The organism is Stenotrophomonas nematodicola, from assembly GCF_009467805.1.
In the GTDB taxonomy this organism is placed as follows: Bacteria; Pseudomonadota; Gammaproteobacteria; order Xanthomonadales; family Xanthomonadaceae; genus Stenotrophomonas; species Stenotrophomonas nematodicola.
In genome coordinates, this window is sequence record NZ_WIAY01000002.1 from 232,273 (window position 1) to 258,270 (window position 25,998).

The 25,998-nt window shown below is 68.4% G+C and carries 22 protein-coding genes and 1 tRNA gene; 10 read left to right on the plus strand and 13 right to left on the minus strand.

The features are described 5' to 3' along the window. Positions 1-10: 10 nt before the first annotated feature. The 3 genes from GDJ08_RS08570 to GDJ08_RS08580 all read right to left on the minus strand — a co-directional run bounded on the left by GDJ08_RS08570 (position 11) and on the right by GDJ08_RS08580 (position 2,690). Complete coding sequence (locus GDJ08_RS08570; protein ID WP_017356182.1) at positions 11-463, minus strand: hypothetical protein; 453 nt, start codon at positions 461-463, stop codon at positions 11-13. Positions 464-670: 207 nt separating this feature from the next. Then, a tRNA-Gly gene (locus GDJ08_RS08575) sits at positions 671-744 on the minus strand. A 116-nt stretch (positions 745-860) separates the two neighbouring features. Beyond that, on the minus strand, positions 861-2,690 hold the full coding sequence (locus GDJ08_RS08580) for an autotransporter domain-containing esterase (RefSeq protein ID WP_017356183.1): 1,830 nt from the start codon (positions 2,688-2,690) through the stop codon (positions 861-863). Between the two features lie 204 nt (positions 2,691-2,894). Here GDJ08_RS08580 and thiS point away from each other — a divergent pair, with 204 nt between their 5' ends. The 4 genes from thiS (at position 2,895) to GDJ08_RS08600 (ending at position 6,563) form a co-directional block, all read left to right on the plus strand. Continuing rightward, complete coding sequence (gene thiS / locus GDJ08_RS08585; RefSeq protein ID WP_017356184.1) at positions 2,895-3,095, plus strand: sulfur carrier protein ThiS; 201 nt, start codon at positions 2,895-2,897, stop codon at positions 3,093-3,095. Between the two features lie 64 nt (positions 3,096-3,159). Further along, entirely contained in the window at positions 3,160-3,954 is a 795-nt protein-coding gene (locus GDJ08_RS08590; RefSeq protein ID WP_153164699.1) for a thiazole synthase, read from the plus strand. After that, a complete protein-coding gene (trmB, locus tag GDJ08_RS08595) occupies positions 3,954-4,688 on the plus strand; it encodes a tRNA (guanosine(46)-N7)-methyltransferase TrmB (RefSeq protein ID WP_153164700.1) in 735 nt (244 codons plus the stop codon). The genes GDJ08_RS08590 and trmB overlap by 1 nt, the downstream gene beginning before the upstream one ends. Before the next feature lie 27 nt (positions 4,689-4,715). Continuing rightward, positions 4,716-6,563, plus strand: coding sequence for an SLC13 family permease (locus GDJ08_RS08600; RefSeq protein ID WP_017356187.1), 1,848 nt, complete (start codon positions 4,716-4,718; stop codon positions 6,561-6,563). Here GDJ08_RS08600 and GDJ08_RS08605 read toward each other — a convergent pair whose 3' ends face one another. Beyond that, positions 6,564-6,911, minus strand: coding sequence for a Rieske (2Fe-2S) protein (locus tag GDJ08_RS08605; protein ID WP_017356188.1), 348 nt, complete (start codon positions 6,909-6,911; stop codon positions 6,564-6,566). Between the two features lie 177 nt (positions 6,912-7,088). On the opposite strand from GDJ08_RS08605, the gene GDJ08_RS08610 reads away from it, so the two are divergent. From GDJ08_RS08610 to GDJ08_RS08625, 4 genes are all read left to right on the plus strand, one after another. Further along, positions 7,089-7,364 carry a hypothetical protein gene (locus GDJ08_RS08610; RefSeq protein WP_017356189.1) on the plus strand — a complete coding sequence of 92 codons (276 nt, stop codon included), beginning with the start codon at positions 7,089-7,091 and terminating at the stop codon, positions 7,362-7,364. Between the two features lie 125 nt (positions 7,365-7,489). Continuing rightward, positions 7,490-8,197, plus strand: a complete 708-nt coding sequence (locus GDJ08_RS08615; RefSeq protein WP_153164701.1) for a fumarylacetoacetate hydrolase family protein — start codon at positions 7,490-7,492, stop codon at positions 8,195-8,197. A 55-nt stretch (positions 8,198-8,252) separates the two neighbouring features. Further along, positions 8,253-8,657, plus strand: coding sequence for a large-conductance mechanosensitive channel protein MscL (mscL, locus tag GDJ08_RS08620; RefSeq protein WP_017356191.1), 405 nt, complete (start codon positions 8,253-8,255; stop codon positions 8,655-8,657). A gap of 167 nt (positions 8,658-8,824) precedes the next feature. Further along, positions 8,825-10,240, plus strand: a complete 1,416-nt coding sequence (locus GDJ08_RS08625) for a M28 family peptidase (protein WP_136003006.1) — start codon at positions 8,825-8,827, stop codon at positions 10,238-10,240. A 319-nt stretch (positions 10,241-10,559) separates the two neighbouring features. On the opposite strand, the gene GDJ08_RS08630 is transcribed toward GDJ08_RS08625, so the two are convergent. The 7 genes from GDJ08_RS08630 to GDJ08_RS08660 all read right to left on the minus strand — a co-directional run bounded on the left by GDJ08_RS08630 (position 10,560) and on the right by GDJ08_RS08660 (position 21,173). After that, entirely contained in the window at positions 10,560-11,399 is an 840-nt protein-coding gene (locus tag GDJ08_RS08630) for a TrmH family RNA methyltransferase (protein WP_136003005.1), read from the minus strand. Further along, positions 11,392-12,909: an alanine/glycine:cation symporter family protein gene (locus GDJ08_RS08635; RefSeq protein ID WP_153164702.1), complete on the minus strand. Its 1,518-nt coding sequence runs from the start codon at positions 12,907-12,909 to the stop codon at positions 11,392-11,394. The genes GDJ08_RS08630 and GDJ08_RS08635 overlap by 8 nt, the downstream gene beginning before the upstream one ends. A gap of 142 nt (positions 12,910-13,051) precedes the next feature. Beyond that, a complete protein-coding gene (locus GDJ08_RS08640; RefSeq protein WP_026071006.1) occupies positions 13,052-16,177 on the minus strand; it encodes an efflux RND transporter permease subunit in 3,126 nt (1,041 codons plus the stop codon). Then, positions 16,174-17,277 (minus strand): efflux RND transporter periplasmic adaptor subunit, encoded by a 1,104-nt coding sequence (locus GDJ08_RS08645; RefSeq protein WP_153164703.1) that lies wholly within the window; start codon positions 17,275-17,277, stop codon positions 16,174-16,176. The genes GDJ08_RS08640 and GDJ08_RS08645 overlap by 4 nt, the downstream gene beginning before the upstream one ends. 220 nt (positions 17,278-17,497) lie before the next feature. Continuing rightward, a complete protein-coding gene (locus GDJ08_RS08650; RefSeq protein ID WP_153164704.1) occupies positions 17,498-19,558 on the minus strand; it encodes a TonB-dependent copper receptor in 2,061 nt (686 codons plus the stop codon). A 76-nt stretch (positions 19,559-19,634) separates the two neighbouring features. Beyond that, the gene (locus GDJ08_RS08655) at positions 19,635-20,102 is read right to left on the minus strand and encodes a DUF2946 domain-containing protein (protein WP_153164705.1); all 468 of its coding nucleotides are present in this window, start codon (positions 20,100-20,102) and stop codon (positions 19,635-19,637) included. Between the two features lie 87 nt (positions 20,103-20,189). Beyond that, positions 20,190-21,173, minus strand: a complete 984-nt coding sequence (locus GDJ08_RS08660) for a LysR family transcriptional regulator (protein WP_017356573.1) — start codon at positions 21,171-21,173, stop codon at positions 20,190-20,192. Between the two features lie 248 nt (positions 21,174-21,421). On the opposite strand from GDJ08_RS08660, the gene cysK reads away from it, so the two are divergent. Then, positions 21,422-22,381, plus strand: a complete 960-nt coding sequence (cysK, locus tag GDJ08_RS08665; protein ID WP_136002998.1) for a cysteine synthase A — start codon at positions 21,422-21,424, stop codon at positions 22,379-22,381. A gap of 245 nt (positions 22,382-22,626) precedes the next feature. Next, positions 22,627-23,250 (plus strand): O-acetyl-ADP-ribose deacetylase, encoded by a 624-nt coding sequence (locus tag GDJ08_RS08670; RefSeq protein WP_017356575.1) that lies wholly within the window; start codon positions 22,627-22,629, stop codon positions 23,248-23,250. Here GDJ08_RS08670 and GDJ08_RS20320 read toward each other — a convergent pair. Beyond that, positions 23,247-24,593, minus strand: coding sequence for a M1 family metallopeptidase (locus GDJ08_RS20320; protein WP_267873505.1), 1,347 nt, complete (start codon positions 24,591-24,593; stop codon positions 23,247-23,249). The two genes, GDJ08_RS08670 and GDJ08_RS20320, sit on opposite strands and share 4 nt — an antisense overlap. A 200-nt stretch (positions 24,594-24,793) precedes the next feature. After that, positions 24,794-25,798: a class I fructose-bisphosphate aldolase gene (locus GDJ08_RS08680; RefSeq protein ID WP_017356577.1), complete on the minus strand. Its 1,005-nt coding sequence runs from the start codon at positions 25,796-25,798 to the stop codon at positions 24,794-24,796. Positions 25,799-25,998: the final 200 nt, after the last annotated feature.

Genomic DNA, 25,998 nt, shown 5'->3' on the forward strand with positions numbered 1-25,998 from the left:
GCGGCCGGCGTCAGCCCTGTACGTCACGCGGCGCGGCCAGACCGGTGTTCGGCCTGCAGACTGCGTCATGCTGCGCGCTGGCCAGCCAGTCGAGGTTGGACCCTGCGGGAATGCGCGCCGCCGGTCCCTCGATCGTGGTGCGCTCCCAGCCGTCCGCACGTCGCCGTGCGGCATAACGCTGGTCCCACTGTCCGTTTTCCTCCCTCCGGTACATCGCGACGGTACCGCGCCCGCAATCGGCCTCGACGCGGTAGGTGTTGTACCGCGGCACGCTTCCTTCCACGCGTCGCGTGCCATCGGGCAACGTGGTCCGCACCGTCACCGTCGCGAGCATGCCGGGTTCGGCCGGGAACTGATCCGCCGCCGGCACCACCGCCCATGCCGGTGCAAGCATGACGGTGAACAACAGCGCCGGCAGATACACCAGGCGGGACGAGACGCGGACGACGCTCCGACGGATCATGAACAGTCCTTTTCAGATCGGGCAGACAGTATGACGGCGGCGGTCGGGGCGACCAACCGCAATGGCCGGCATCGACGCATGTATCGCTGCGCTGCAGTGACGCCTGGACGGGCTGGACGGACAGGACAGAGCAGCTTGGCGGCACGGCGCACGTTCAACGCCGCTGCGGCCTGCACCGTCGGCCCATTGCGGGCCGAGGCGGACATCTGGAGCGGGTGAAGGGAATCGAACCCTCGTCAGTAGCTTGGGAAGCTACAGCTCTACCATTGAGCTACACCCGCAGGATGTCCGGCAAGTTTATGCGCCGGACCGGTAAAAAGGCAACGGGCGGCACTGGGCCGCCCGTTGCGCTGCCGTTGTCCACGCGACTCGGCGGCGCGTGGACAACGGAGGTGGATCAGAAGCTGCCGCTGAAGCTGGCGAACACGGTCGCGTCGCGGGCGCGCTTCTGCAGCGTGGTGGTGCTGATGCCGACATTGCTGTTCAGGCCGAACAGGGTCATGCGGGCGCCCATCACTGCGGTGGCGTAGTCCTTGTCGAACTCCAGACCCGGCACCTTGTACATGCCCACGTCCGGCATCGTCTGCAGCCAGGCGCTGGCCTGCTTGCCGTCCTCGAACTCGTGGTCGTAGGTGACCTGCAGGTACGGTTTGACGTTGCCGCCGTCGAAGCGTGCCTGCCAGCCAACGCGGCCGACGGTGGAATCCAGGTCCTGGTCGCCGTAGCCCAGCGCCGAGGCGCTGACGTTGCTTTCGGTGTAGCCGTCCAGCTTGACCTTCTGCCAGATCACCGCGGCCACCGGGCCGTGGCGGAAGCCACCTTCGTTGCCGAACTCGTAACCGGCATTCAGCGCGGCGGTCAGGTTGCTGCCTTCCGGCGACCCCTTGTGCTCGCGGGTGGCCGGGCCGAGGTGCAGCTTGCGGGTGACGTCGTAGTCCAGCCAGCTGTAGCTGACCTGGCCGTTGACCCAGGCGCGCTCGCCGTACCAGCCGGCGAACAGACCCACGGTGGTGTCGGACTGGGTGAAGTCGCCCTGGCTGTTGCCGAAGTCGGCATCCATGCGGCCGTAACCGGCGAAGCCGCCGGCAACCATGCCATCACGCGCCCAATCCACACCGAACAGGCCGGCCGGGGCCATGCCGTCGTACAGGTCGGCATGGGCGTAGCGCTGCATGTCACCGCGCAGGTTGCCCCACCAGCTCAGGCCGTCGGCCGGGCGGCCACCGAGGTGCATGCTGACCTGGTCGGCGCGCGAACGGCCCACGGTCTGTGCCGAGTGGGTCAGGATCTGCTGCAGGCGCGGCGCTTCCAGGATGGACAGCGTGTAGGCGCCCAGCATGGCGTGGGTGGCCGAGGTCGGATGCACGCCGTCGGCGAACACGTAGTTGTTGGCTGCGTCCGGGTTGGCGTACGAGGTCGGGTTGCAGGTCAGCGACGAGGCCGTGGTGCACGCCGGGCTGGTCACGTTGATGAAACCGTAGGCGGCCGGGCTGGCGACGATTTCCTGCAGGATGTGGAAGGTGTCGACCGGGATCACCTGCAGGCCGGCGGCCTTCAGGCCACCGAACAGCGCATCGTTGTAGGCCTTGGCCAGAGCGGTGCCCTGCGCCATGCCGACGGCGCCGCCGGCACGGGCGGCCGGGGTCAGGCCGATGTCCGGCAGGGTCGGGACCACAATGTACTGCGCGCCGGCGCCCTTCAGGGTGGCGACGATGCCGACCTGGTCGGTGACTGCCGCACCCAGGGTGGCCTGCAGCGGTGCACCGCCCTGGATCGCGAAGATGTCGTTGGCGCCGCCCCACACGGTGTACAGGGCATTGGCGTCGGCCTTGCCGCCGTTGGCGGCCAGGTACTGCGCGGTCTGGGTCTTCAGCGAGTAGACCGGAATGGCCGGGGTCCCCGGTGCCAGGCTCTGGCTGACATCCACACCGACGCGCGCGCCGCCGATGGCGTAGTTGTCGCCGCCCTGGCCGTTGCCGTGTGCCGCGCCATTGGTGCCGTAGTAGTTGGACACGTACTGGGCGTAGGTCCAGCCCGGGTTGGTGGTGAACTGGCCGGTGACCGGCTGCACGCTGGCGGGCAGCAGCGGACGGAAGTAGCCGGCATCGGTCAGGCTGTCGCCGATGAACACGGTGCGGGAGTACGGGGACTGCGCCATTGCAGGCACGGCGGCCAGCGCGATGGCGACTGCCATCAGGGAACGCAGGGGGCGCTTGCTGATCAGCATGTAAAGCTCCTTGAGAGGTGGGAGGCCGGCGGCATACGCCAGCGCACGGTGACAATGGTTTCACTGCGCTTCGGCGACTTCACGCTGCGCCGCCGCATGAAGTCCCGCGCGCCGGCCGCATACCCTTGAGGGGCCTGCATCCCGGCACCGCGCACAGGGCCGGCAAGGGTACGCACTTGCCCCTCATTGGGGGACAATAACGACATGAACATCCAGCTCAACGGCGAATCCCGCCAGCTTCCGCACACTGCCACCGTCCTGGACCTGCTTCAGACCGAACACCTGGCCGAGCGCCGCGTGGCGGTAGAGGTCAATGGCCAGATCATCACCCGCAGCCGCCATGCCGGGCACGTGCTGCAGGACGGCGACGTGGTCGAGATCGTGCACGCGCTGGGCGGCGGCTGAGCACGCTGTCCAGCGGCCGCACGCCGGGCCAGCAGGGTCACGCGCGATAGGCGATAATTCGGCGATGAACGTACATGCCCCCTTCGACTCGCTGGTCATCGCCGGCAAGACCTATGCCTCCCGCCTGCTGACCGGCACCGGAAAGTTCAGGGATCTGGACCAGACCCGTGCAGCCACCGAGGCCGCGGGCGCGCAGATCGTGACCGTGGCGATCCGCCGCACCAACATCGGGCAGAACCCGGGCGAGCCGAACCTGCTCGACGTGCTGCCGCCGGACCGCTTCACCCTCCTGCCCAACACCGCCGGCTGCTACACCGCCGACGACGCGGTGCGCACCTGCCGTCTGGCGCGCGAGCTGCTGGACGGCCACAACCTGACCAAGCTGGAAGTGCTGGGCGACCAGAAGACCCTGTACCCGGACGTGGTACAGACCCTCAAGGCCGCCGAACAACTGGTCAAGGACGGCTTCGAGGTGATGGTCTACACCTCCGACGACCCGCTCCTGGCCAAGCGCCTGGAAGAGATCGGCTGCGCTGCGGTGATGCCGCTGGCCGCGCCGATCGGCTCGGGGCTGGGCATCCAGAACAAGTACAACCTGCTGGAAATCATCGAGAACGCCAAGGTGCCGATCATTGTCGATGCCGGCGTGGGCACCGCCTCCGACGCGGCGATCGCGATGGAACTGGGCTGCGACGGCGTGCTGATGAACACCGCCATTGCCGGCGCACGCAACCCGGTGCTGATGGCCAGCGCGATGCGCAAGGCGGTCGAGGCCGGCCGCGAGGCGTTCCTGGCCGGGCGCATCCCGCGCAGGCGTTACGCGAGTGCGTCCTCGCCGGTGGATGGGTTGATCGCCTGATGACCAATCCCTTTGACAGCGCCGGCGCCAAGGCGCCGCCCAAGCCCTTCACCGTCACCGAAGGCCGCCGCGAGGTGCGCAGCTTCGTGCTTCGCCAGGGCCGGTTCACGCCGGCCCAGCAGCGCGCGTTCGACGACCGCTGGCCGCGCTTCGGGCTGGACTTCACCGGTGAGCCCCGCGATCTGGACGCCACCTTCGGGCGCGATGCACCCAAGGTGCTGGAGATCGGCTTCGGCAACGGCGCCGCGCTGCGCTTTGCCGCCCAGCAGGACCCGAGCCGCGACTACATCGGGCTGGAAGTGCACGCGCCGGGTGTGGGCCGCCTGCTCAATGCGCTGGCCGACGACAACGCCGACCACGTGCGCCTGTACCACCACGATGCGGTGGAAGTGCTGGAGAAGGAAATCGCCGATGGCGCGCTGGATGAAGTGCGCATCTATTTCCCCGACCCGTGGCACAAGAAGCGCCACAACAAGCGCCGGCTGATCCAGCCGGCGTTCGCCGACCTGCTGGTGCGCAAGCTGCGCGTCGGCGGCCGCCTGCACTGCGCCACCGACTGGGAAGACTACGCCGAGCAGATGTGGAACGTGCTCGACGCCACGGCCGGGCTGAGCAACCGGGCCGGTCCGCGCGGCCAGGTCGACCGTCCCGAATGGCGCCCGCAGACCCACTTCGAGACCCGCGGCCAGAAGCTCGGCCACGGGGTGTGGGACCTGCTGTACGACCGTACCTGACCCGAGCCCAAGGAACCGCGCCACCTCATGGATACCGCGCTGACGCTGACCACGGACATGAAGCTCGTACTCGGGCTGGTCGGCTTCACGATGGCGATGTTCCTGTTCGAGCGCATCCGCGCCGACGTGGTGGCACTGGTGGTGCTGGTGGTGCTGGGCGTGACCGGCCTGATCGCGCCGGAGGAGATCTTCGGCGGCTTCTCCGGCAACGCGGTGATGAGCATCATCGCCACCACCATCCTGGGCGCGGGCCTGGACCGGACCGGCGCACTGAACCGGCTGGCCGCCTGGCTGCTGCGCCGCGGCCACGGCGTCGAGCAGCGTCTGCTGATGATGACCACCGCGATCGCCGGGTTGAACTCCTCGTTCATGCAGAACCCCTCGGTGATGGCGCTGTACCTGCCGGTGGCCTCGCGCCTGGCCGCACGCACCGGGCTGACCCTGCAGCGGCTGCTGCTGCCGATCTCGGCGGCAATCGTGATGGGCGGCGCGCTGACGATGGTCGGCAACTCGCCGCTGATCCTGCTCAACGATCTGCTGGCTTCGGCCAACAACAACCTGCCCTCCGGCCTGGCCACCATCGAACCGCTGCGCATGTTCGCGCCGCTGCCGATCGGCGTGGCGTTGCTGATCGCCTCGCTGCTGTACTTCCGCTATTACGGCGACCGCAAGCTGGTCGAAGAGGAATCGCTGGCCAACGACGGCGTGACCCCGGCGCGCACGGACAGCTACTTCGCCAAGACCTACGGCATCGAAGGCGACGTGTTCGAGCTGGTGGTCACCGCCGAAAGCCCGCTGGTCGGCATGACTCTGGGCGAAGCGGAGAACGTGCACGACGCCCCGCTGCTGCTGGCTCTGAAGACGGGCAACGACACCCGCCTGGCCCCGCCGGCGGAGATGCGCATCTGGGTGGGAAGCGTCCTCGGGGTGATGGGCGCCCGCCAGCAGGTCAGCGATTTCGCGCAGAACCAGTTCCTGCGCATGTCCTCGCGCCTCAAGCACCTGGGCGATCTGTTCAATCCCAGCCGCGCCGGCATCTCCGAAGCGGTGGTGCCGCCCACCTCGGATGTGATCGGCAAGAGCGCCTCGGACCTGCGCCTGCGCAAGCAGCGCGGCATCAGCCTGCTGGCGATCAACCGCGACAAGCAGGTGATCCGCGAGGACGTCCGCAACGTCGCATTGCGGGCCGGCGACATGCTGGTGTTCCACAGCATCTGGACCGACCTGGCGCAGGCCGCCAAGAGCCGCGACTTCGTGGTGGTCACCGACTATCCCAAGGGCGAGCAGCGCCCGCACAAGTTCAAGATGGCGATGGCGATCTTCGCCCTCACCATCCTCATCGCGCTGACTTCCAAGCTGCCGGTGGCGCTGACCCTGATGACCGGCGTGGCCGGCATGCTGCTCACCGGCGTGCTGCGCATGGACGAGGCCTACGCTGCGATCAACTGGAAAACCGTGTTCATGATGGCCGGGCTGATTCCGCTCGGCTGGGCGATGGACAGCAGTGGTGCGGCCGCGTGGGTCGCCGGACATACCATCGACCGCCTGCCCACCGGCATCCCGGTGTGGGTGCTGGAGATCGCGCTGGCGCTGCTGACCACGGTGTTCTCGCTGGTGATCAGCCATGTCGGGGCGACCATCGTGATGGTGCCGATCGCGGTCAACCTCGCGTTGGCCGCCGGCGGCAACCCCACCGCATTCGCACTGATCGTGGCATTGTCGGCGTCCAACAACCTGATGACCGCCTCCAATCCGGTGATTTCGATGATCACCGGCCCGGCCAACTACACACCGCGCGAGCTGTGGCGGGTGGGCGCGCCGCTGTCGTTGATCTATACCATCGTGGTGGTGGTGATGATCAACCTGATGTTCTGATCAGGCCAGCCACACCTGGCCGTCGCGCACCTGCAGCGGCACCGCGCGCAGGTGATCGCCACGACAGGGGCCGGCCACGCAGTCGCCGGTGTCCAGCGAGAACGAAGCCCCGTGCGCGGCGCACACCAGATGCCCCTCGCGGCTCCTGAGGAACTGTCCCGGCGCCCAGTCGAGCCGACGACCCGCGTGCGGGCAGATGTTCAGCCAGCCGCGCACCTGCGCGCCGTCGCGGTACAGCACCACCGATTCGGCGTCGCCGTCGATGCAGGCCTCCACTTCGGCGAAGCCGGCGTCGGCAATCGCGTCCAGGGCAATCAGGGCGGTGTCGGGGGAATGCAGTTCAGGCATGTCGGATCGTGACCACGAAAGGCGGCCAGTGTCTCACGTCGTCATGTCGCTGGCTCCTGCATGAACCCAAGTCATTGATCTGAAACAGTTGAACGCTACGCTTAACGACTTTTTCACTCAATGACAGTGGCCACCGCAGATACTCAGCACTCGCTGACTTCAGCCAAGAAAACCGCCATGTACAGCCGCTTCTTCCAGTTCAACCAGTTCCGCTCCCTGTTTGCCCCGCGCAAGCCGCGTCACCCGTTGGTGCGCGTTGCGGTCGGCCTGCTGGGCCTGGCGATCCTGGCCGCATTGGTGTTCGTGGGCGTGTTCGTCGGTGCGGCGATGATCATCGCCGGCGTGGCGTGGAAGCTGCTTGCCCAGCGCAAGAGCGCTCGCCCGGCCCCGTCGCAGGTGATGGACGGTGAGTATCGCGTGGTGCGCAAGCCGGCCCTGCCGCTGTCGCGCTGATCCGCTGCACGGCCCGCACCTGCGGGCCTGCCCTGCCCTGACGCTGTCGACGTGCCACGCTTGGCATGACACGTCGTGCACGCACGATCTAGACTGCCGCGACCCTTCCATGACAGGACGCGAGCATGACCGATGTAATCCCCACGCCCGTGCCGCCGCGCATTCCGGTTGCCGGCGGCGGAACGTTCCCGGTGCGTCGCATCTACTGTGTGGGCCGCAATTTCGCCGACCATGCGCGTGAGATGGGGGCAGCCGTGCCGGCCGCCGACGACCGCGGCCGCCCAATGTTCTTCAGCAAGCCGGCCGACGCGATCGTGGTCGGCCACGACGATGTGATCCCCTACCCGCCGGCCACCAGCGACCTGCACCACGAGGTGGAACTGGTGGTGGCCATCGGCCGCGATGCGCCGGCAGGCCTGCTGCCGGTGGAACAGGCCGAGGCGCTGGTGTTCGGCTATGGCGTCGGCCTGGACCTGACCCGTCGCGACCTGCAGGCGGCCGCCAAGGCCAAGGGCCACCCCTGGGACAGCGCCAAGGGCTTCGATCACTCCGCCCCGGTGAGCGAACTGGTGCCGGCCGGTGAAGTGGGCGATCTTGCCGCGCTCAATCTGTCGCTGGAAATCAACGGTGAGGTGCGCCAGCAGTCGCTGCTGGACCAGATGATCTGGAACGTGCCGGAAATCCTGCACGAGCTGTCCAAACTGTGGGCGCTGCGTGCGGGCGATCTGGTGTTCATGGGCACGCCTGCGGGTGTGGCCGCGCTGCACCCGGGCGATCGTTTCAGCGCGCGCCTGGAGAATGTCGCCGAACGCCACGGCGTCATCGCCGGATGACAACCGCTGCGTTACGCTGCGGCGTCCTTTGATCCCCCCGCGACAGGAGAACCCGATGGGAATGATTACCGAGTTCAAGGAATTCGCCATGCGTGGCAACGTCATCGACCTGGCGGTCGGTGTCGTCATCGGTGCCGCGTTCGGCAAGATCGTCACCGCACTGGTGGACAAGATCATCATGCCGCCGCTGGGCTGGCTGATCGGGCGGGTGGATTTCTCGCAGTTGGCCTGGACCTTGGCCCCGGCACGACCGGGAGCGGACGGCAAGGAAATTCCCGCAGTGGTGATCGGCTACGGCGATTTCCTCAACACGCTGGTGCAGTTCGTGATCGTGGCCTTCGCGATCTTCCTGGTGGTGAAGGTGATCAATCGCCTGGCCCGCAAGAAGGAAGCCGCCCCGGCCGCGCCGGCCGAAGAAGTGCTGCTGCTGCGCGAGATCCGCGACACCCTGAAAAAGTAAGCCGCACGCCGGCCAACGGCTGGTACCGACCGGCATCCGAAAGCCCCGCTCCGGCGGGGCTTTCGCGTAGGGCAAGCAGCGTCCGCCGGACCATGACCTCCCGCCCATGTGCCGGGCCGGCAGGCTGCTAAGCTCGGATGCTTCCGCCCCGTTTCCGGAGTTCGTCCATGCGTCGCCGCGTTCTTGCCATCGCATCCACCCTTGCCCTGCTGGCAGGGCCCGCCTTCGCCGCGCCGACGACTTTGCCGCCCGCGTCGCTGGCCACCGCCGCCGAGCTGCGCGAGCAGGCGCTGAAGGACGACACCGGCTGGAAGGTCGTGGAGTCGCTCACTACCGAGATCGGGCCGCGCATCGCCGGCAGCGAGGCCGACGCGCGCGCGGTGGCCTGGGCGGTGGCCAAATTCAAGGCGTTGGGCTTTGACAAGGTGTGGACCGAGCCGGTCACCTTCCCCAAGTGGGAGCGCCGCAGCGAGCACGCCGAAGTGACCGGTACGCACGCCCAGCCGCTGACCATCACCGCACTGGGCGGCAGCCCGGGCGGCACGGTCGAGGCCGAGGTGGTGCGCTTCGCCGACCTGGCCGCCCTTCAGGCGGCACCGGCCGGCTCGCTCACCGGCAAGATCGCCTTCGTTGATTACCAGATGACCGCGTACCGCGATGGCCGCGACTACGGCAATGGCGGCGCAGTGCGCAGCAAGGGGCCCTCCGAGGCGATCCGCAAGGGAGCGATCGGCTTTGTGATGCGCTCGGCGGGCACTGATTCACACCGCGTGCCGCATACCGGCATCACCCGCTTCGACGACGGCCTGACGCCGGTACCGGCGGCCGCCTTGTCGGTGCCCGACGCCAACCAGCTGGCGCGCCTGCTCGCGCTTGGCCCGACCACGCTCAAGATCAGCTTGGACTGCGGCTGGGATGGCAAGGCCACCTCATACAACGTGATCGGCGAGATCACCGGTCGCAGCCTGCCCAAGGAAGTGGTGGTGATCGGTGGCCACCTCGATTCCTGGGACCTGGGCACCGGCGCGGTCGATGATGGCGCCGGCGTGGGCATCACGATGGCCGCCGGCCACCTGATCGGCCAGCTCAAGCAGGCACCGAAGCGCACCATCCGCGTGGTGGCCTTCGCCAACGAGGAACAGGGTCTGTACGGCGGCAAGGCCTATGCGGAGGCGCACGCCAAGGACGTGGTCCGGCACCAGCTCGCCGCCGAAAGCGATTTCGGCGCCGGCCGCATCTACGCGTTCAACACCGGCTCACCGAACCCGGCCGAGTCGCGTGAGGCGACCCGGCAGATCGCCGAGGTGCTCAAGCCGCTGGGCATCGAGTATGCGCCGGACAAGGGCGGCCCGGGCCCGGACGTCGGTCCGCTGGCCGCCAAGGGCGGTGCATGGGCCTGGCTGGCGCAGGACGGCAGCGACTACTTCCACCTGCATCACACCGCCGACGACACGCTGGACAAGATCGACCCGGCCGCGCTGGCGCAGAACGTAGCCGCCTATACCGTCTTTGCCTACCTCGCGGCCGAGGCCGACGGCAGTTTCGGCAGCGAAGCCAAGCCGACCACGCCGCCGAACGAGTGACGGCCCGGTGCGGCGGCCCATGCTCGCCGCACCTCAAAAAAAAAGCCCGACCGCGAACGGTCGGGCTACCGGGATTGCATCACACCCCACGCGGTGAATGCCGCAGTCTTACGTACGTCCGGACAAGCGGATCGCCGCGCTGGGTGGGTGTCTCTCCTCACCTACGCAACGCAGCACCGCCGTCACACTGTGCGTGGAATGGAATCCACTTCACCATGCGAAAAGTCCGAATCGAATGTAGTCACAGCCAGTTCGGTGGAACCGATCACAACATGGAGCGGCGCGCTCGTGTGCGCTACCCGTAAAACAGGTGCCGCGATCACCCCTTGCGGCCGTACCAATGCGACAGCAGCACCGCCGTGGCCGAGGCCACGTTGAGGCTTTCCACGGCGCCACTGCCGGGAATGGAGACCTGCAGATCGCAGTCCTGCGCGAGGTCGCGGTCCATGCCCTCGCCTTCGGCCCCCATGACATACACCAGGCGCTCGGGCAGCGCGGCCGCGAACAGGTTGTCGCCACCGTCCACCAGCGTCGCCGCCAGCCCGAAGCCGGCAGCACGCAGCTGCGACATCGCCTGCGGCAGCTCCGGCAGGCGTACCAGCGGCACCGCTTCGGCGCCGCCTTCGGCCACGCGTGCGGCGGCACCGGACAGCGCCAGCGTCGCACCCGGCGGCAACAGCAGGCCGGCCACGCCAAAGTGCGCGGCCGAGCGCAGAATCGCGCCGAAGTTGTGTGGGTTGCCCACCCCGTCCAGCCACAGTGCCAGCACCGGGCCGCTCGTCGGCAGCGTGTCCAGCCACTCGGCCAGGGACAGCATCGGCGCACGCACCACATCGGCGACGACGCCTTCGTGGTGGGTGGTCGCGGCGAGCTTGTTGAGATCGCCCTCCTCCACCACGCGGTAGCCGACGCGGTTGGCCACGCACCACTTCAGCATCGGCTGCAGGCGCGGAATCAGCGACTCGGCCAGGTACAGCTTGCGCAGCGCCTGTGGGCGGCGCTCGAACAGCGCCTGCACGGCGTTCCAGCCGTACAGACGCAGTTCGTCATTGCCACGGCCCGGCGGCGGCGGGCTGCCGCCCTGCTCGCGCGGCGGCAACGGGGTGGCCCGCGGCGGTCGCGCCGACGGGCGGCGGGCATTTTTCCAGGGATCATTCACTACAGGACTGCTCCAGCTTGCGTTGACGCCAGAAGTCGGCGTTCTTGATGCCCAGGGCATCGGGGTCGAAGATCGGGTCGAGGCCGAGCTTCTTCTGTCGTTCGTAATCGCGCAGGGCCAGCATGGCCGGCTTCTGCACGATCAGGATGGCGATGATGTTCAACCAGGCCATCAGGCCCACGCCGATGTCGCCCAGCGCCCACGCCAGCGTGGCGTTGTGGAACGCACCGAACACCACCATGCCGATGATGCCCAGACGCAGCAGCAGCACGGTGGCCGGGCGCTTGCGGTTGTGGTTGATGTAGCTGAGGTTGGTCTCGGCCATGTAGTAATAGGCCATGATCGTGGTGAAGGCGAAGAAGAAGATCGCCACCGACACGAACGACGCCCCCCATCCCGGCAGCACCGCTTCCACGCCCGCCTGCGCATACCCGGCACCTTCCGGGATACCGGCCAGGCCCTGGAAGATCGGCTCGGCACCGGCCACCGGGGAGTACACGTTGTAGGTGCCGCTGGCCAGGATCAGGAACGCAGTGGCCGTGCACACCATCATGGTGTCGAAGTAGATCGCGAAGGCCTGCACGTACCCCTGCTTGGCGGGGTGCGAGACCTCCGAGGCCGCGGCGGCATGCGGCCCGGAACCCTGGCCCGCCTCGTTGGCATAGATGCCGCGCTTGATGCCCCACTCCACCGCCAGGCCCATCATCGCGCCGAACGCGGCATGGGTACCGAAGGCGCTGTTGAAGATGATGCCGAACATGTCCGGCACGCGGTCGTAGTTGATGATCATGATGGCGATGGCCATCAGGATGAACCCGGCGGCCATGAACGGCACCACCACTTCGGCGAAGTTGGCGATGCGCTTGACGCCGCCGAAGATCACCACGCCCAGCAGCAGCGACACCACGATACCGATGCCAAGCTTCAGCGCCTGCGCCGATTCCATGCCCATCACCTGGCCGTCCAGCGGCCCGCACAGCGCACCGCCGCGGCAGGCATTGATGATGCTGTCGGCGATCGCATTGGCCTGCACGCCCGGCATCAGGAAGCCGGCAGCGATGATCGTGGCGCCGGCGAAGGCCAGCGCGTACCACTTCAGGCCCATCGCTTTTTCGATGTAATAGGCCGGACCGCCGCGGTAGCGGCCTTCGGCATCCTTGGTCTTGTAGATCTGCGCCAGGGTGCACTCGACGTAGGAGGTCGATGCACCAAGGAAGCCCATCACCCACATCCAGAAGATCGCGCCGGGGCCACCGAAGGCGATCGCGGTGGCCACGCCGGCGATGTTGCCGATGCCCATGCGCCCGGCCATCGACATGGCCAGCGCCTGGAACGACGACACGCCTGCGTCGGACTTCTCGCCCCGGACGGTCAGGCGACACATCTCGAAGAACCCGCGGATCTGCATGAACCGGGTGCGGACACTGAAGAACAGGCCAGCGGCCAGGCACACGAAGATCAGTGCCTTGCTCCAGATGATGCCATTGATGAAATGTACAGCTGCTTCCACGCGCTCTCTCCAGTCGGCGGAAAAAAGGAACGTCCCCGTCGGCTGGGAGGACCGGGTTGATTCTCCACGATCCGCGCCGGCCTGCGTAGTGGCAATTTCGATGAATGGGCGGTGGGCGCGGCCCGCAGGCCGCGCCGATGCCTCAGGCGTGCCCGCCCACCGACGGGGTGTCCGCCTCCTGCCTGGCCAGCTCGCGCGCCACCGCTTCGGGTGAACGCGTGTAGGGGGCCAGCAGCGAGTAGAACGCGGGCACCACGAACAGAGACAGGAAGGTGGAGACGGTGACGCCGAAGATCACCACGATGCCGATGGTGCCGCGGCTGGCCGAACCGGGCCCGCCGGCGACCACCAGCGGGATCGCGCCGACCACGGTGGCGATGGAGGTCATCAGGATCGGGCGCAGGCGCACCATCGCCGATTCGACGATGGCCTGGTGCACGTCGCGGCCCTCGTCACGGAGCTGGTTGGCGAACTCCACGATCAGGATGCCGTTCTTGGCGGCCAGGCCGACCAGCATCACGATGCCGATCTGACTGAACAGATTGATCGTGCCGCCGCTGACGTACAGCCCCAGCAGCGCGCCGAGCACGCCCAGCGGCACAGTCAGCATGATCACCAGCGGGTGGATGAAGCTCTCGAACTGGGCGGCCAGCACCAGGTACACCACCAGCAGCGCCATCGCGAAGGTCAGCAGCACCGCGCTGCCGGCGTTCTGGTACTCGCGCGACTCGCCCTTCCAGTCGATCTGCGCATGCTGCGGCAGTTCCTCGCGGGCGGTCTGCTGGGCCCAGGCGATGGCCTCGCCCAGCGGATAGCCCGGCGCCAGGCCGGCGCTGATGGTGATCGAGCGCAGCCGGTTGAACCGGTTGAGGTTGCCGGCCTCGGCCACTTCGCTGAGCGTGACCAGGTTGGACAGCGGGATCAGCGCACCGTTGGCGGCCCGCACCCGGATCGCGGCCAGGTCGTCCGGCGAAGCACGACCGTCGCGGCCGGCCTGGACCAGCACGTCGTACTCTTCGCCGTTGTCGACGAAGGTGGTGACGCGACGCGACCCCATCATCGTCTCCAGCGCGCTGCCGATCGCGGTGACCGACACGCCCAGGTCGGCCGCACGCTGGCGGTTGATGTTGACCCGCATCTGCGGGCGGGTTTCCTTGTAGTCCGAATCGGCGCCGACCAGACCGGGGTTGTCGGCCATGCGCAGCAGCATGCGGTCCCGCCACTGGGCGATCTCGGCATACTCGGGGCCGCCGAGGACGATCTGGAACGGCTGGCCCTGGCTGCGCACCAGACCGCCGCCGACCTGGGTGCGCACGCGCACGCCGCGCAGGTCGTTGAGGTGGGTCTGCAGATCGGCCGCCACATCCGGGGTGGACACATCGCGCTGGCGCCACGGCTGCAGGAACACGCTGATGCGGCCGGTATGCATTTCCTCGCTGGCACCGAAGCCACCGGGGACGCGCGGATTGGCGCGCACGATCGGCTTGTCCTCGCCGACGAAGCCGGACACGATCTTCTCCACCTGCTGGACCTGGCCGACCGTGTAGTCGAAGCCGGCACCTTCGGGGCCATCGATCATGATCTGGAACGAGCCGCGGTCTTCGGCCGGCGCCAGCTCGGATGGCAGCAGCTTCAGCAGCGCCGCGCTGGCCAGCAGCGACAGCACCATCACCACGATGTAGATCCAGGTGCGCCCGACATGGGCGTCAAGCACCCGACCGTACGCGGCCGACAGGCGGTCCAGGTTGCGGTTGATCACCCCATGCAGGCCGCGCGGCGGCTGGCCGGCATGCGGCTTGAGCAGCTTGGAGGCCATCATCGGGGTCAGCGTCAGCGACACGAACGCGGACAACGCCACGGCCGCCGCGAGCGCCACGGCCAGTTCGCGGAACAGGCGGCCGGTGTTGCCTTCAAGGAAGCCGACCGGCAGGAACACGGCCACCAGCACCGCCGTGGTGGCGATCACCGCGAAAGCGACCTGCGCGGTACCGCGTTTGGAGGCGACCAGGGGCGGTTCGCCGAGATCGATGCGGCGCTGGACGTTCTCCACCACCACGATGGCGTCATCCACCACCAGGCCGATACACAGCACCAGCGCCAGCAGGGTGAGCAGGTTGATCGAGAAGCCGAAGGCGTACAGCGCGATGAAGGCGGCCACCAGGCACACCGGCACCGTCACGGCGGGAATCAGTGCGGCGCGGAAGCTGCCGAGGAACAGCCAGATCACCGCCAGCACCAGCAGCATCGCCTCGACCAGCGTGGCGTACACGCGGTCCACCGCCGCTTCGATGAAGGTGGTGTTGTCGAAGGCGACGAAGATCCGCGTACCCTGCGGCAGCGTGCTGCCGATGCGTTCGGCTTCCTCGCGGGCCTCGCGCGCCACGTCCAGCGCATTGGCGGTGGAGGTCTTGACGATGCCCAGGCCGATGTTGGGCTCGCCATTGCTGCGGTAATAGGCGCGGCGTTCGGACGAGGCCAGCTCGATCCTGGCCACATCGCCCATGCGTACCACGTAACCGTCGGCGCCCTTGCCCAGCGGAATGCCGGCAAAGTCCTCGGGTTTGACGTAGTTGCGTTCCACGCGCAGGGTGAAATCGCGGTCAGCCGATTCAATCCGCCCCGCCGGCAGCTCCACGTTCTCGTTGCGCAGCGCGGTTTCGACATCGCCCACGGTCAGGCCGCGCGCGGCGAGCTGGTCGCGGTCCAGCCAGATCCGCATCGCATAGCGCTGGCGGCCGCCGATACGCACCTGCGCCACGCCGTCCAGGCTGGAGAAGCGGTCAACCACGTAGCGGTCGGCATAGTCGCTCAGTTCCAGCGTGTCCATCGTGGTCGAGCTCATGTTGAGCCAGATGATGGGGTCGGCGTCGCTTTCGACCTTCGCGATCTCCGGTGGCCGCGCCTCTTCGGGCATGCGGTCGGCGACCCGGCTGACCGCGTCGCGGACGTCATTGGCGGCCGCTTCGATGTCGCGGTTGGAGGTGAACTCGATGCTGACCTGCGCGCGGCCGTTGGAACTGCGCGCGTTGATGGTGTCGATGCCCTCGATGCCGGCGAGTGCGTCTTCCAGCACCTGGGTGATGCGGCTTTCGATCACCGCCGCGGAGGCGCCGGTGTAGTCCACCGACACCGACACGATCGGCGGATCGATGGCCGGCAGCTCGCGCAGCGTCAGGCGGGTGAACGACATGATGCCCAGCACGACGAGCAGCAGGCTCATCACCACGGCAAATACCGGGCGCTGGATGGAGACGTCGGAGAGTTTCATCCGCCGGCGCCCGTCCGTGCGGCCGGTACCGGTGCCGCCACCGGGGCGGGAGCGGTGGCCGGCGCGGCGTCGTGCGCCTGCACCTTAAGGCCGGGGCGAAGCTTGCCGGTGCCGTCCACCACGATGCGGTCGCCGGCCTGGATGCCGCTGCGGATCTCGACCACGCCGGCGCGGCGGGCGCCGGTGGTCACATCGGTACGCTCCACGCTCTGGTCGGCCTTGACCCGGTACACGAAGGCGTCGCGGCCGACCTGGACCACGGCGATTTCCGGAATCACCAGGGCCTGGCGTTCCGGTCTGAACATGCGCACGTCCAGCAGCATGCCGGGACGCAGCGCATGATCGGCATTGATGAAGTCCGCGCGCACGGTGACCGCACGGGTGCCCGGATCGACACGGGTGTCGATGGTGGCCACCTCGCCGTCGAACGTGCGGCCGGGATAGGCCACGCTGGTGGCGCTGACCTTGTCGCCGGTGGTCAGCGAGGCCAGTTCGGCCTCCGGCACCTGGAAGTCCACGTGCATCCGCTCGATGTCATCCAGCGTGGCGATGGTGGTGGACGGCATCACCAGTGAGCCGGCGCTGACCTGGCGGATGCCGAGCACGCCGGCGAAGGGCGCACGCACCCGGCGGTCGCCGATGTCCGACTGCATTTCACGCACACGTGCCTCGGCGGCATCGCGGATGGCGCGCTGGGTATCCAGCGTCGCGCTGGCCACCAGTTGCTGGGCAGCCAGTTCGCGCTGGCGCCTGTACAGCTGGTCGGCTTCGGCGAAGGTCGCCTGCGCCTGCAGCAGGGCCGCTTCCTGGGCCTGGCCGCGCAGGGTCACCAGCGGTGCGCCGGCGTTGACCTGCTGCCCGCTCTCGAAGTGCACCGTTTCGATGATCTCGCTGACTTTGGCGGTGATCGTCACCGACTCGCGCGCCTTGGCGGTGCCCAGCGCCTGCAGCGTGTCGCTCCATGCCGAGGGCTGCACCACCTGGGCCGTCACCGGCACGGCGTCGGCCTGCCGGCGTGCGGCCTCGTCTTTGCTGCCACAGCCGGCCAGGAAGGCCAGCCCGAGGCCAACGGCGATGCGCGCGGTGATGCGTCCCAACATGAAGAAAAACCCCGGATGTTCCACGACCGGCAAGTGTAGCCACGGGCTGTGTCAAGACATATGTGCCAAGCGTTTACCACGGGCTTCACATCGGTCGATGACAGGCGCAACGCCTTTCGTGCTGGGGCTTGCCACGCATGTAACGGCGTGTGTCAGCGCGTGTCGATTTGCGTCGCTGGACCCTCCGGAAGGGGGGCGCTCAGCGCCCCCCTTCACGTACTCAGTAGCGGTAGTTCACCTTCATCCAGGCGGTGCGGCCCGGCTCATTGATGCGGACCGGATCGGCCGGGAAGCCGAAGTCGGCACTGCCGGCCAGATTCAGGTGCTCGCTGTAGGCACGGTCGAACAGGTTGTCGATGCCCGCGCTGAGCCGCAGTGCATCGCTGAGCCGGTAGCCGGCGTTGAGCGCCAGCGTGGCGAAGCCCGCGCTGGGGCCGAGGTCGCGGGCGACCACATTGCCCTGCCCCACCGCCACACGGTGCTGGCGGGTCACCGCCCGGCCCAGCGCGCCAACGCTCCAGCGCTCGCCTTCCCAGTTGGCGCTGAGCCGGGCTTCCAGCGGCGGCATCTGCGGCAGTGCGCCGCCGTTGGTGCGGTTCTCGCCCCAGGCGTAGGCCAGCGTGCCGCCGAGCTTCCAGCGTTCACCCAGCCGCACGTCCGCACCGGCTTCGGCACCGGCGATGCGCGCATCGATGTTGCCGGCCTGGGCCATGCTGCCCATCATGCCGCCCTCGTGGTAGGTGAACAGGATGTAGTCCTGCACCCGGCCCGCATATGCCGACACCCACGCCTCCAGGCGCTCGCTGCGGTACTGCAGGCCGAGGTCGAGCTGGGTGGTCTTCTCCGGCTGGATGCCGGCGAACGCATTCGGCGCGTGCATCGGCCCCATGTCCGGCGAGAACAGTTCCCAGTAGTCCGGCATGCGCTCGCTGTGGCCGATGCCGGCGTACCAGGTCAGCGCCGGCGCGATGTCGCGCTCGATGCGCAGGAAGCCGCTGCCCAGGTCCTCGCGGCGGGTCTGCCCGGCGGTGGGATTGGGCATGCCCATCATGCCGGTGGTGGCGCGTTTGTCGGTGACCTCCGCCCGGTCGATGCGCAGGCCGCCAAGCCAGCGCTGCGTGGTGCCTTCGCCGAGGGTGATCTCGGTGAACGCGCCGCGCGTATCCAGGCGTGCATCGGTGCGCCAGGGCTGCAGCCGGTAGGTGTTGCGGCCCATCGCGTTGCGGCTGCGATGGCGGCTGTCCTGCGCATCGATGCCGGCAACGATGGCGATGTCCTGCCAGCGCCATTCCGAGGCGATGCGGCCACCGGTAGTGCGCCGGTCGACGTTGGAGCCCATCGGCATCGGCATGCTGCTGTCCGGGTTCGGCGTGCGCAGCGTGTAGTTGTCCATCACGTGGTCGGCGTCGTTGTAGTAGACGTTGGCCTGCAGCCTGTCCCACGCGCCGGGCAGGTTGTCCTTCTCGAAGCGGGCCGCGTAGCTGGTGCGCTTGAACGCCGCCCCGTCCATGCCGCGCCCGGCGTACCGCGCGATCGCGTCGCCGGTGCCGGCCGACAGTTCGAGCACGGTGTCGGCATCGGGCGTCCAGCCGATGGCGACGTCGCTGTTCCATTTGCGCCACTTCGACGGCACCACGTTGCCGTCGCCATCGGTGTAGTCGTCCGCTTCGGAGCGGTTGCCGTTGACCCGCACATAGCCCGCGCTGGCGCCGGCGGTGAGATCAAGCACCTGGTCATTGCGATTGCGCGAGCCGACCAGCGCGCTGGCATCCACATCGATGCCCGGCGTATCGAAGCGCGGCGTGTCGCGCTCGAAGCGCACCGTGCCGGCCGATGCCCCCGCGCCCCAACGCACACTCTGCGGGCCCTTGATGATGGTCAGCCGGTCGAAGGTTTCCGGCGCGATGTAGGACAGCGGATTGTCCATCCGCGACGGGCACGCACCGATCAGGTTGCCCTCGTTGCTGACGATGTTCAGGCGCGAACCGAACATGCCGCGCAGCACCGGGTCGCCGTTGGTACCGCCGTTGCGGATGGCCGAGAAGCCGGGAACGGTCTTGAGGTAGTCGGCACCGTCGCTGGCCGGCACAGGCTGGCGTGGCAGGCGGGGGTCGGTGACCCAGTGCAGCGGCGAGGACGGCGCACTGGCGGTGACCACCAGGGTGTCCAGGGTACGGGCGGTATCGCGCTCGGCGGCGTGCAGTGGCAGTGCGGCCAGCGCAAGGGACAGGGAAACAGACAGGCGCGTCGATGCGCCCGCGCTGCGGGAAGAAGCGATCATGGTGGAACTCCGGAAAACGCACAGGCGCGCGGCGCCATCACGGCGTCGCGCAGCAGGAAGAGAGAGAGGATGGATCTCAGGCGTTCAACGGCGGGCCGCGGGCCGCATGCGCGGGCCAGCGCAGGCTCCGCGGGGCGGCGACCGCACGCAGGACACGCGGCGCGATGACCGGCAGTGCCGGCAGCAACAGCACCAGCACCGCCAGCCACGGCATCAGCCGTGAGGCCATCATGCAGTACTCGCACGCCTCGCCATGCCCGGCGTGTTCGCCCAGCGGTGGCACAACCGGCGTGGCCGGGGTGGCATGGGCGTCGCCGTGCGGGGCGTGGGTGGCCATGTCGTGGCCGGCCATTGCGTGGCCGGCATGGGGATCGACGGCGGCAGCGATCGGCGGCGGATGGGCCATGCCCATCGGCATCGCCATCACCGGCGCATCGGCATGGGCCTGCTGCCAGCGGCTCACCAGCGGCGCCAGCGCCATCAGCAGGGTCGCCACGAAAGCGAGCTGCAGAAAGAAGGCGTACGGGCGGCGACGACGGTTCACCGCATCAGTGTAGACCGCGCTCCAGGGTTGGCCGTGCGACGAACCGTCGCAGGCACTCGTGCCGACGCCCGGGTCGGCCCTCACCGATCACACGGTGATGGTCTGGGTCAGCGACTCCCAGGTGGGCGGCAGCGGCCAGTTGGCCTCCTGGTTGCCGTCGATCACACGGCGCAGGTCGCGGGTATCGATCTGCGGAGCGAGCACGTGCACCAGCTCCAGCGCGTAGTCGCGCAGCACACGGTCGCGCGGCAGGACGGCCCAGGCGATGCACTCGTCGATCGGCGCCGGGGCGGGCCAGGCGCGCAGGTCCTCATCACTGGCATTGACCGCCATCTCCGCCAGCAGGCCCACGCCCAGACCGGTGCGGACGTAGGTCTTGATCAGATCCGCGTCGAGCGCGGTCAAGGCGATGTCCGGGGTCAGCCCGGCGCTGGCGAAGGCCCGCTGCAGGGACGAGCTGCCCCGGGTGGACGATTCGTAGCTGATCAGCGGATGGGTGGCGAGCGCCTGCAGGTCCGGCGCGGCGCCGGGACGGTCAAGCGCGTGCCCGCGCGGCACCAGCACCAGCCGACGCCAGCGGTACAGCGGAATGGCGATGCCGGCACTGGGCTCGGCCCCGGCCGTGGAAATGATCGCGATGTCCGCATCGCCCTGGCTCAGCAGGTCCAGCGCATCGCTTTCGGCGGCCTGCTGCAGATGCACGCTGACCTGCGGGTAGGCCTGTTTGATCCGCGCCACCGCCGGCGGCAGCACGAAACGCGCCTGGGTGTGGGTGGTGGTGAGGATCAGCTGGCCCTGGCTCTCGCGGCGCTGGTTGGCCGCATAGGTGCGGATGTTGTTGGCCTCGGACAGCACCGCCCGGGCGCGGCCGATCACCTCGACGCCGGCCGGCGTCACCGCTTCCAGGCTGCGGCCCTTGCGCACGAAGAGCAGGAAGCCAAGCTCGTCCTCCAGCTGTTTGAGCTGCTTGGACAGGCCGGGCTGGGTGGCGTGCACGCGCGAGGCCGCCAGCGTGATGTTCAGCTCGGCGTCGGCGATGGCCACCAGGTAACGGAGTTGGGTGAGCGTCATGGGCGTGCGGTGCCGCTGGCGGAAAGGAGGCAATCCGACTGTAGGGCAATTGCCATCACCAGCTTATAACCAAACGTTGTTTAAGAAGGGTATCAGGTCATTTCCCGGCGTCATATGCCGGCGCTACGGTCTGCCGGTACACCCGGAGACGCCCCTGCGGCCGCGCCGGGCCGGCGCCACCGCGATCCGGCGCCCGACTCCCCCGCCGCACGGCCACCGGGCGGCACCGAACCGCTCTGGAGCTTCCCATGACGCTGTACAACTCCATTCTGGACACCATCGGCAACACCCCGGTGGTGCGTCTGCATCGCCTGGCCCCCGACCACGTGACCCTGTACGCCAAGGTCGAGGCATTCAACCCCGGTGGCTCGGTCAAGGACCGGCTGGCGCTGGCGATCGTGCTGGATGCCGAGGCGCGGGGCCTGCTCAAGCCCGGGGACACCATCGTCGAGGCCACGTCGGGCAACACGGGCGTGGCCCTGGCGATGGTGGCCGCCGCGCGCGGCTACAAGTTCGTGGCGACGATGGTGGAAACCTTCTCGATCGAACGCCGCAAGCTGATGCGTGCCTACGGCGCCAAGGTGATCCTGACCCCGGCCGCCGAACGCGGCTCGGGCATGGTCCGCCGCGCGAAGGAACTGGCCGAGGAACACGGCTGGTTCCTGGCCAGCCAGTTCGCCAATCCGGCCAACCCGGCCTACCACCGCAACACCACCGCGCCGGAGATCCTGCGTGACTTCGCCGGCAGGCGGCTGGACTACTTCGTCACCGGCTGGGGCACGGGCGGCACCCTGACCGGCGTGGGTGAAGTGCTCAAAGTGGCCCGCCCGGACACCCGCATCATCGCCACCGAGCCGCAGGGTGCGGCCCTGCTCAAGGGCGACGAGTGGAAGCCGCACAAGATCCAGGGCTGGACCCCGGATTTCGTGCCGGAGGTGCTCAACCGCAGCGTCTACGACGAGCTGCTGACCGTCGACGATGCCCGCGCCATCGAGACCGCGCGCCGCCTGGCGGCCGAGGAGGGCCTCTTCGTCGGCATCTCCGCCGGCGCCACGGTGGCCAGCGCGCTGGACATCGCCGCACGCGCCGAACCGGGCAGCGTGATCCTGGCGATGCTGCCCGATACCGGCGAACGCTACTTCTCCACCCCGCTGTTCGCCGACATCAACGAAGGCTCCGACGACGACTGGCTGGCCGGTCTGCCTTGATCCCCACGTTGTCCCGGTAGCCACCCGACGCCCACCCCACGGTGGGCGTCGTCGTATTCATCGCAGCTGCGGCGCCTTCATCTGCCGTGAAGCCGGCGCACCGCATGGTGTCGGCATCGGGCAGCGCAACACCGGGTCGCACTGCCTGAGACGACGATGACGCAGCCTAGATGCCCTGCCCGTTACTGTGCAGGAAAGGATGTCATCCCGTTGGTTGGACCCGGACTCAGTAAGGAGCGGTACGCATGAAGATCGAAGTGTGGCAGGGCGACATCACGACCCTGGCGGTGGATGCGATCGTCAATGCGGCCAACGAATCCCTGCTCGGCGGCGGCGGCGTGGACGGCGCGATCCATCGCGCGGCCGGTCCAGCCCTGCTCGAGGCCTGCCGGGCACTACCGGAGATCCGCCCGGGCATGCGCTGCCCGACCGGCGAGGTTCGCGCCACCGATGCCTACGACCTGCCGGCGCGCTATGTGTTCCACACCGTGGGCCCGGTCTGGCAGGACGGACAGCGCGATGAACCGGCGCTGCTCGCCAACTGCTACTGGAAATCGCTGCAGCTGGCGGAAAAGCTGGACCTGCAGTCAATCGCCTTCCCGGCCATCAGCTGCGGCGTGTTCGGTTACCCGCTGCACCAGGCCGCACAGATCGCCGCCACCGAGACCCTGACCTGGCAGCGCTCACACCGCCAGCCGCGCCGCATCATCCTGGTGGCCTACAACGCCGCCACCTTCAAGGTCTACCAGCAGGCATTGGCCGCGCAGGGCCAGCCAGTGGAAAGCCCGGTACTCGCAGGCACCCCCGCATCGCCGGGGCGCACCGGCCTGGACCTGGATCTCGGTCTGCCGCCGGCCGCGGCACTCTAACCGCCGGCCGAGACCGGCACGGTCGGCAATACGCCGGCCGTGCCGTACACCCAGGCCTGGAAGAAGTCGTCGAGCGGACGCCCTGCGGCCTGCTCCATCGCGCGCTGGAAGTCGGCTGTCACCACCGCCCGCCCGTCGTGATCCCGGGTGTAGCTGCGCAGCCCCTGCCAGAACACCGCCTCGCCCAGTTCCTCGCGCAGCAGGTGCAGCACGTAGGCGCCCTTCTGGTAGACCACTGCACGGTCGTCGGCGCTGGGCGCATCCCACGCGGCGTAGACCAGTGCGTGATCGGTGCCCTTGGCGCGCAGACGGTCCAGCCGCGCCCGCCAGCCCGCCACCTGCCGTTGGTAGGCGGCCTCGCCCTGCGCATGCTGCAGCCAGGCCGCAGTCATGAAATTGGCCATTCCTTCGTTGAGCCAGAAGTGTTCCCAGCTCGCGCAGGTGACCCGGTTGCCCCACCACTGGTGCGCGGCCTCATGCGCCATCAGCGCGGTCTTCTCCGGTGCCTCCAGCACCTCGGCGCCGTACGCCTCGGACAGCAGCGACACCCCGGCCAGTTCCTGCCCGATCGTGCGCGCCACCAGCGCCTGCTGGTAGTCGCCCCGATACGGCAGGCCGGCACGCTCGGCAAAGAAGGCCAGCATGTCCGCCGTGGGCGCGAACACCCGGCGCAGCTCGTCCGGCGAGCGCTCCGCCGACAGATAGCGCAGCGCCACCCTGCCCGGCTGCACCACCTCGCGGTACCGCCCGGCTGCGAAGCCGTACACGTAGCCGGGCATCGGCGTTTCCAACGCCCAGCGGTGCTGCACGCGGCCATCGGCCAGCGTGCGCGGCGCGAGCGCGCGTCCGGTGCCGGTCGCCAGCAGTCCTGCCGGCAGGGTCAGCGACAACGACAGCGTCGCGCGCTCGTCCGGCGCGTCCACCGACGGCATCCACTGGCTGGTGGAGAAGATCGTGTACACCTCCTCGCGTGCCGGCGCGAACTCCAGCCCGAAGGCTGGCGCGCCGTGATAGGCGATCTCCAGGTCCACCTTGCGCCCGGCCCGCAGCGGCCGCGCCAGGGCGATCCGCACCTGCCCCTGCTCCCGCACGAACGTCAATGGCGTGCCGCCCTGCCGTACCGACGTGATGGTCAACGCACCGGCATCCAGGGTGATCTCCGCGAGCCCGGCATGCAGCGCGCGCAGCCGCACCACCTCGTTGCCCTGGATGCGCCCACCGGCGATGTCCGGGTCCAACGCCACCGCGTAATGCAGCACATCGAATCCCCGTACCGGTGATGCCCATGCTGCCGGAACGGACAACAGCCACCACAGTCCCAGCAGACCAGCGCAACGTTGCATCACCGGCAGACATCCCTGTGCGGAAAAAGAAGCGACATCCTGCCAGAACATGCGCTCCGTCGGCCGACCCGCAGTCGGCCCTGCGATGTGCGTCGCACTGCGGAACGCACGGACGGTCGCGGGCCGCGCGGAGGGCGGCAGGAAAAAAAACGCCGGCCCAGAGGCCGGCGTTGTTCAGCGCACGCAGGGCGTCGAACGGATCAGCCGTTCCACTTGCCCAGCGCGGCCTGGCCGTTTTCCTTGGCGCGGTCGTAGACCGTCTGCTGCGCCTTGGCGACGTTGGCCTTGGTGTCCTTGGCCCACAGCTTCAGCGCGGCCTGCTGCATGGCACGACCGTAGGAGAAGCTCAGCGGCCACGGCAGGTTGCCCATCTGGTTCATCGCATTCAGATGCGCGGTCGACTGCTCGTCGCTCTGGCCACCGGACAGGAACACCACGCCCGGCAGGATCGCCGGCACGGTGCTCTTGAGGCACATCACGGTCGACTCGGCCACTTCCTCGACGTCGGCCTGCTCATCGCAGCCCTTGCCCGAGATGACCATCGACGCCTTCAGAATGGTGCCTTCCAGCAGCACGTTCTGCTGGTACAGCGCGTCGAACAGCGAACGCAGCGTGGCTTCGGTGACTTCGTAGCAGGTTTCGATGTCGTGGTCGCCGTCCATGATCACTTCCGGCTCCACCATCGGCACCAGGCCGCATTCCTGGCACAGGGCTGCATAACGGGCCAGCGCGTGCGCATTGGACTCGATGCAGGTGCCCGACGGAATGCTCTCGCCGATGTTGATCACTGCACGCCACTTGGCGAAGCGCGCGCCCAGCTTGTAGTACTCCTGCAGACGCTCACGCAGGCCGTCCAGGCCTTCGGTGACCATCTCACCCGGGCAGCCGGCCAGCGGGTGGGCACCCTTGTCGACCTTGATGCCCGGAATCATGCCGTGGTCGGCCATGTACTTGGCGAACGGCACGCCGTCCTTGGTGGACTGGCGGATGGTTTCGTCGTACAGGATCGCGCCGGAAATATGCTCGTTGAGCTTCGGCGTGGTGAGCAGCAGCTCGCGGTAGGCGCGACGGTTCTCCTCGGTGTTCTCGATGCCCACGCTGGCGAAGCGCTTGGCGATGGTACCGGTGGATTCGTCGATCGCGATGATGCCCTTGCCCGGGGCGACCATGGCCTGGGCGGTTTCGGCCAGCTGTTCGATGCTCATGTATTTCCTGTGGCGGGTGCGGGAAAACCGCAATTATAGCCCCCGCCTTCCGTGAACTGGCCGTCCACGGAATCTGGAAACGCTTTCAGACGCGCAGGCCCCGATGCGGCGTGATGTGGCCGGGACGCGTCCGGGCGTCGGGGGTGGCCGCGTGGCGGCGGACGCGTGCGGCCGCCGGGCCCCCGGTCTGCCGTGCAGAC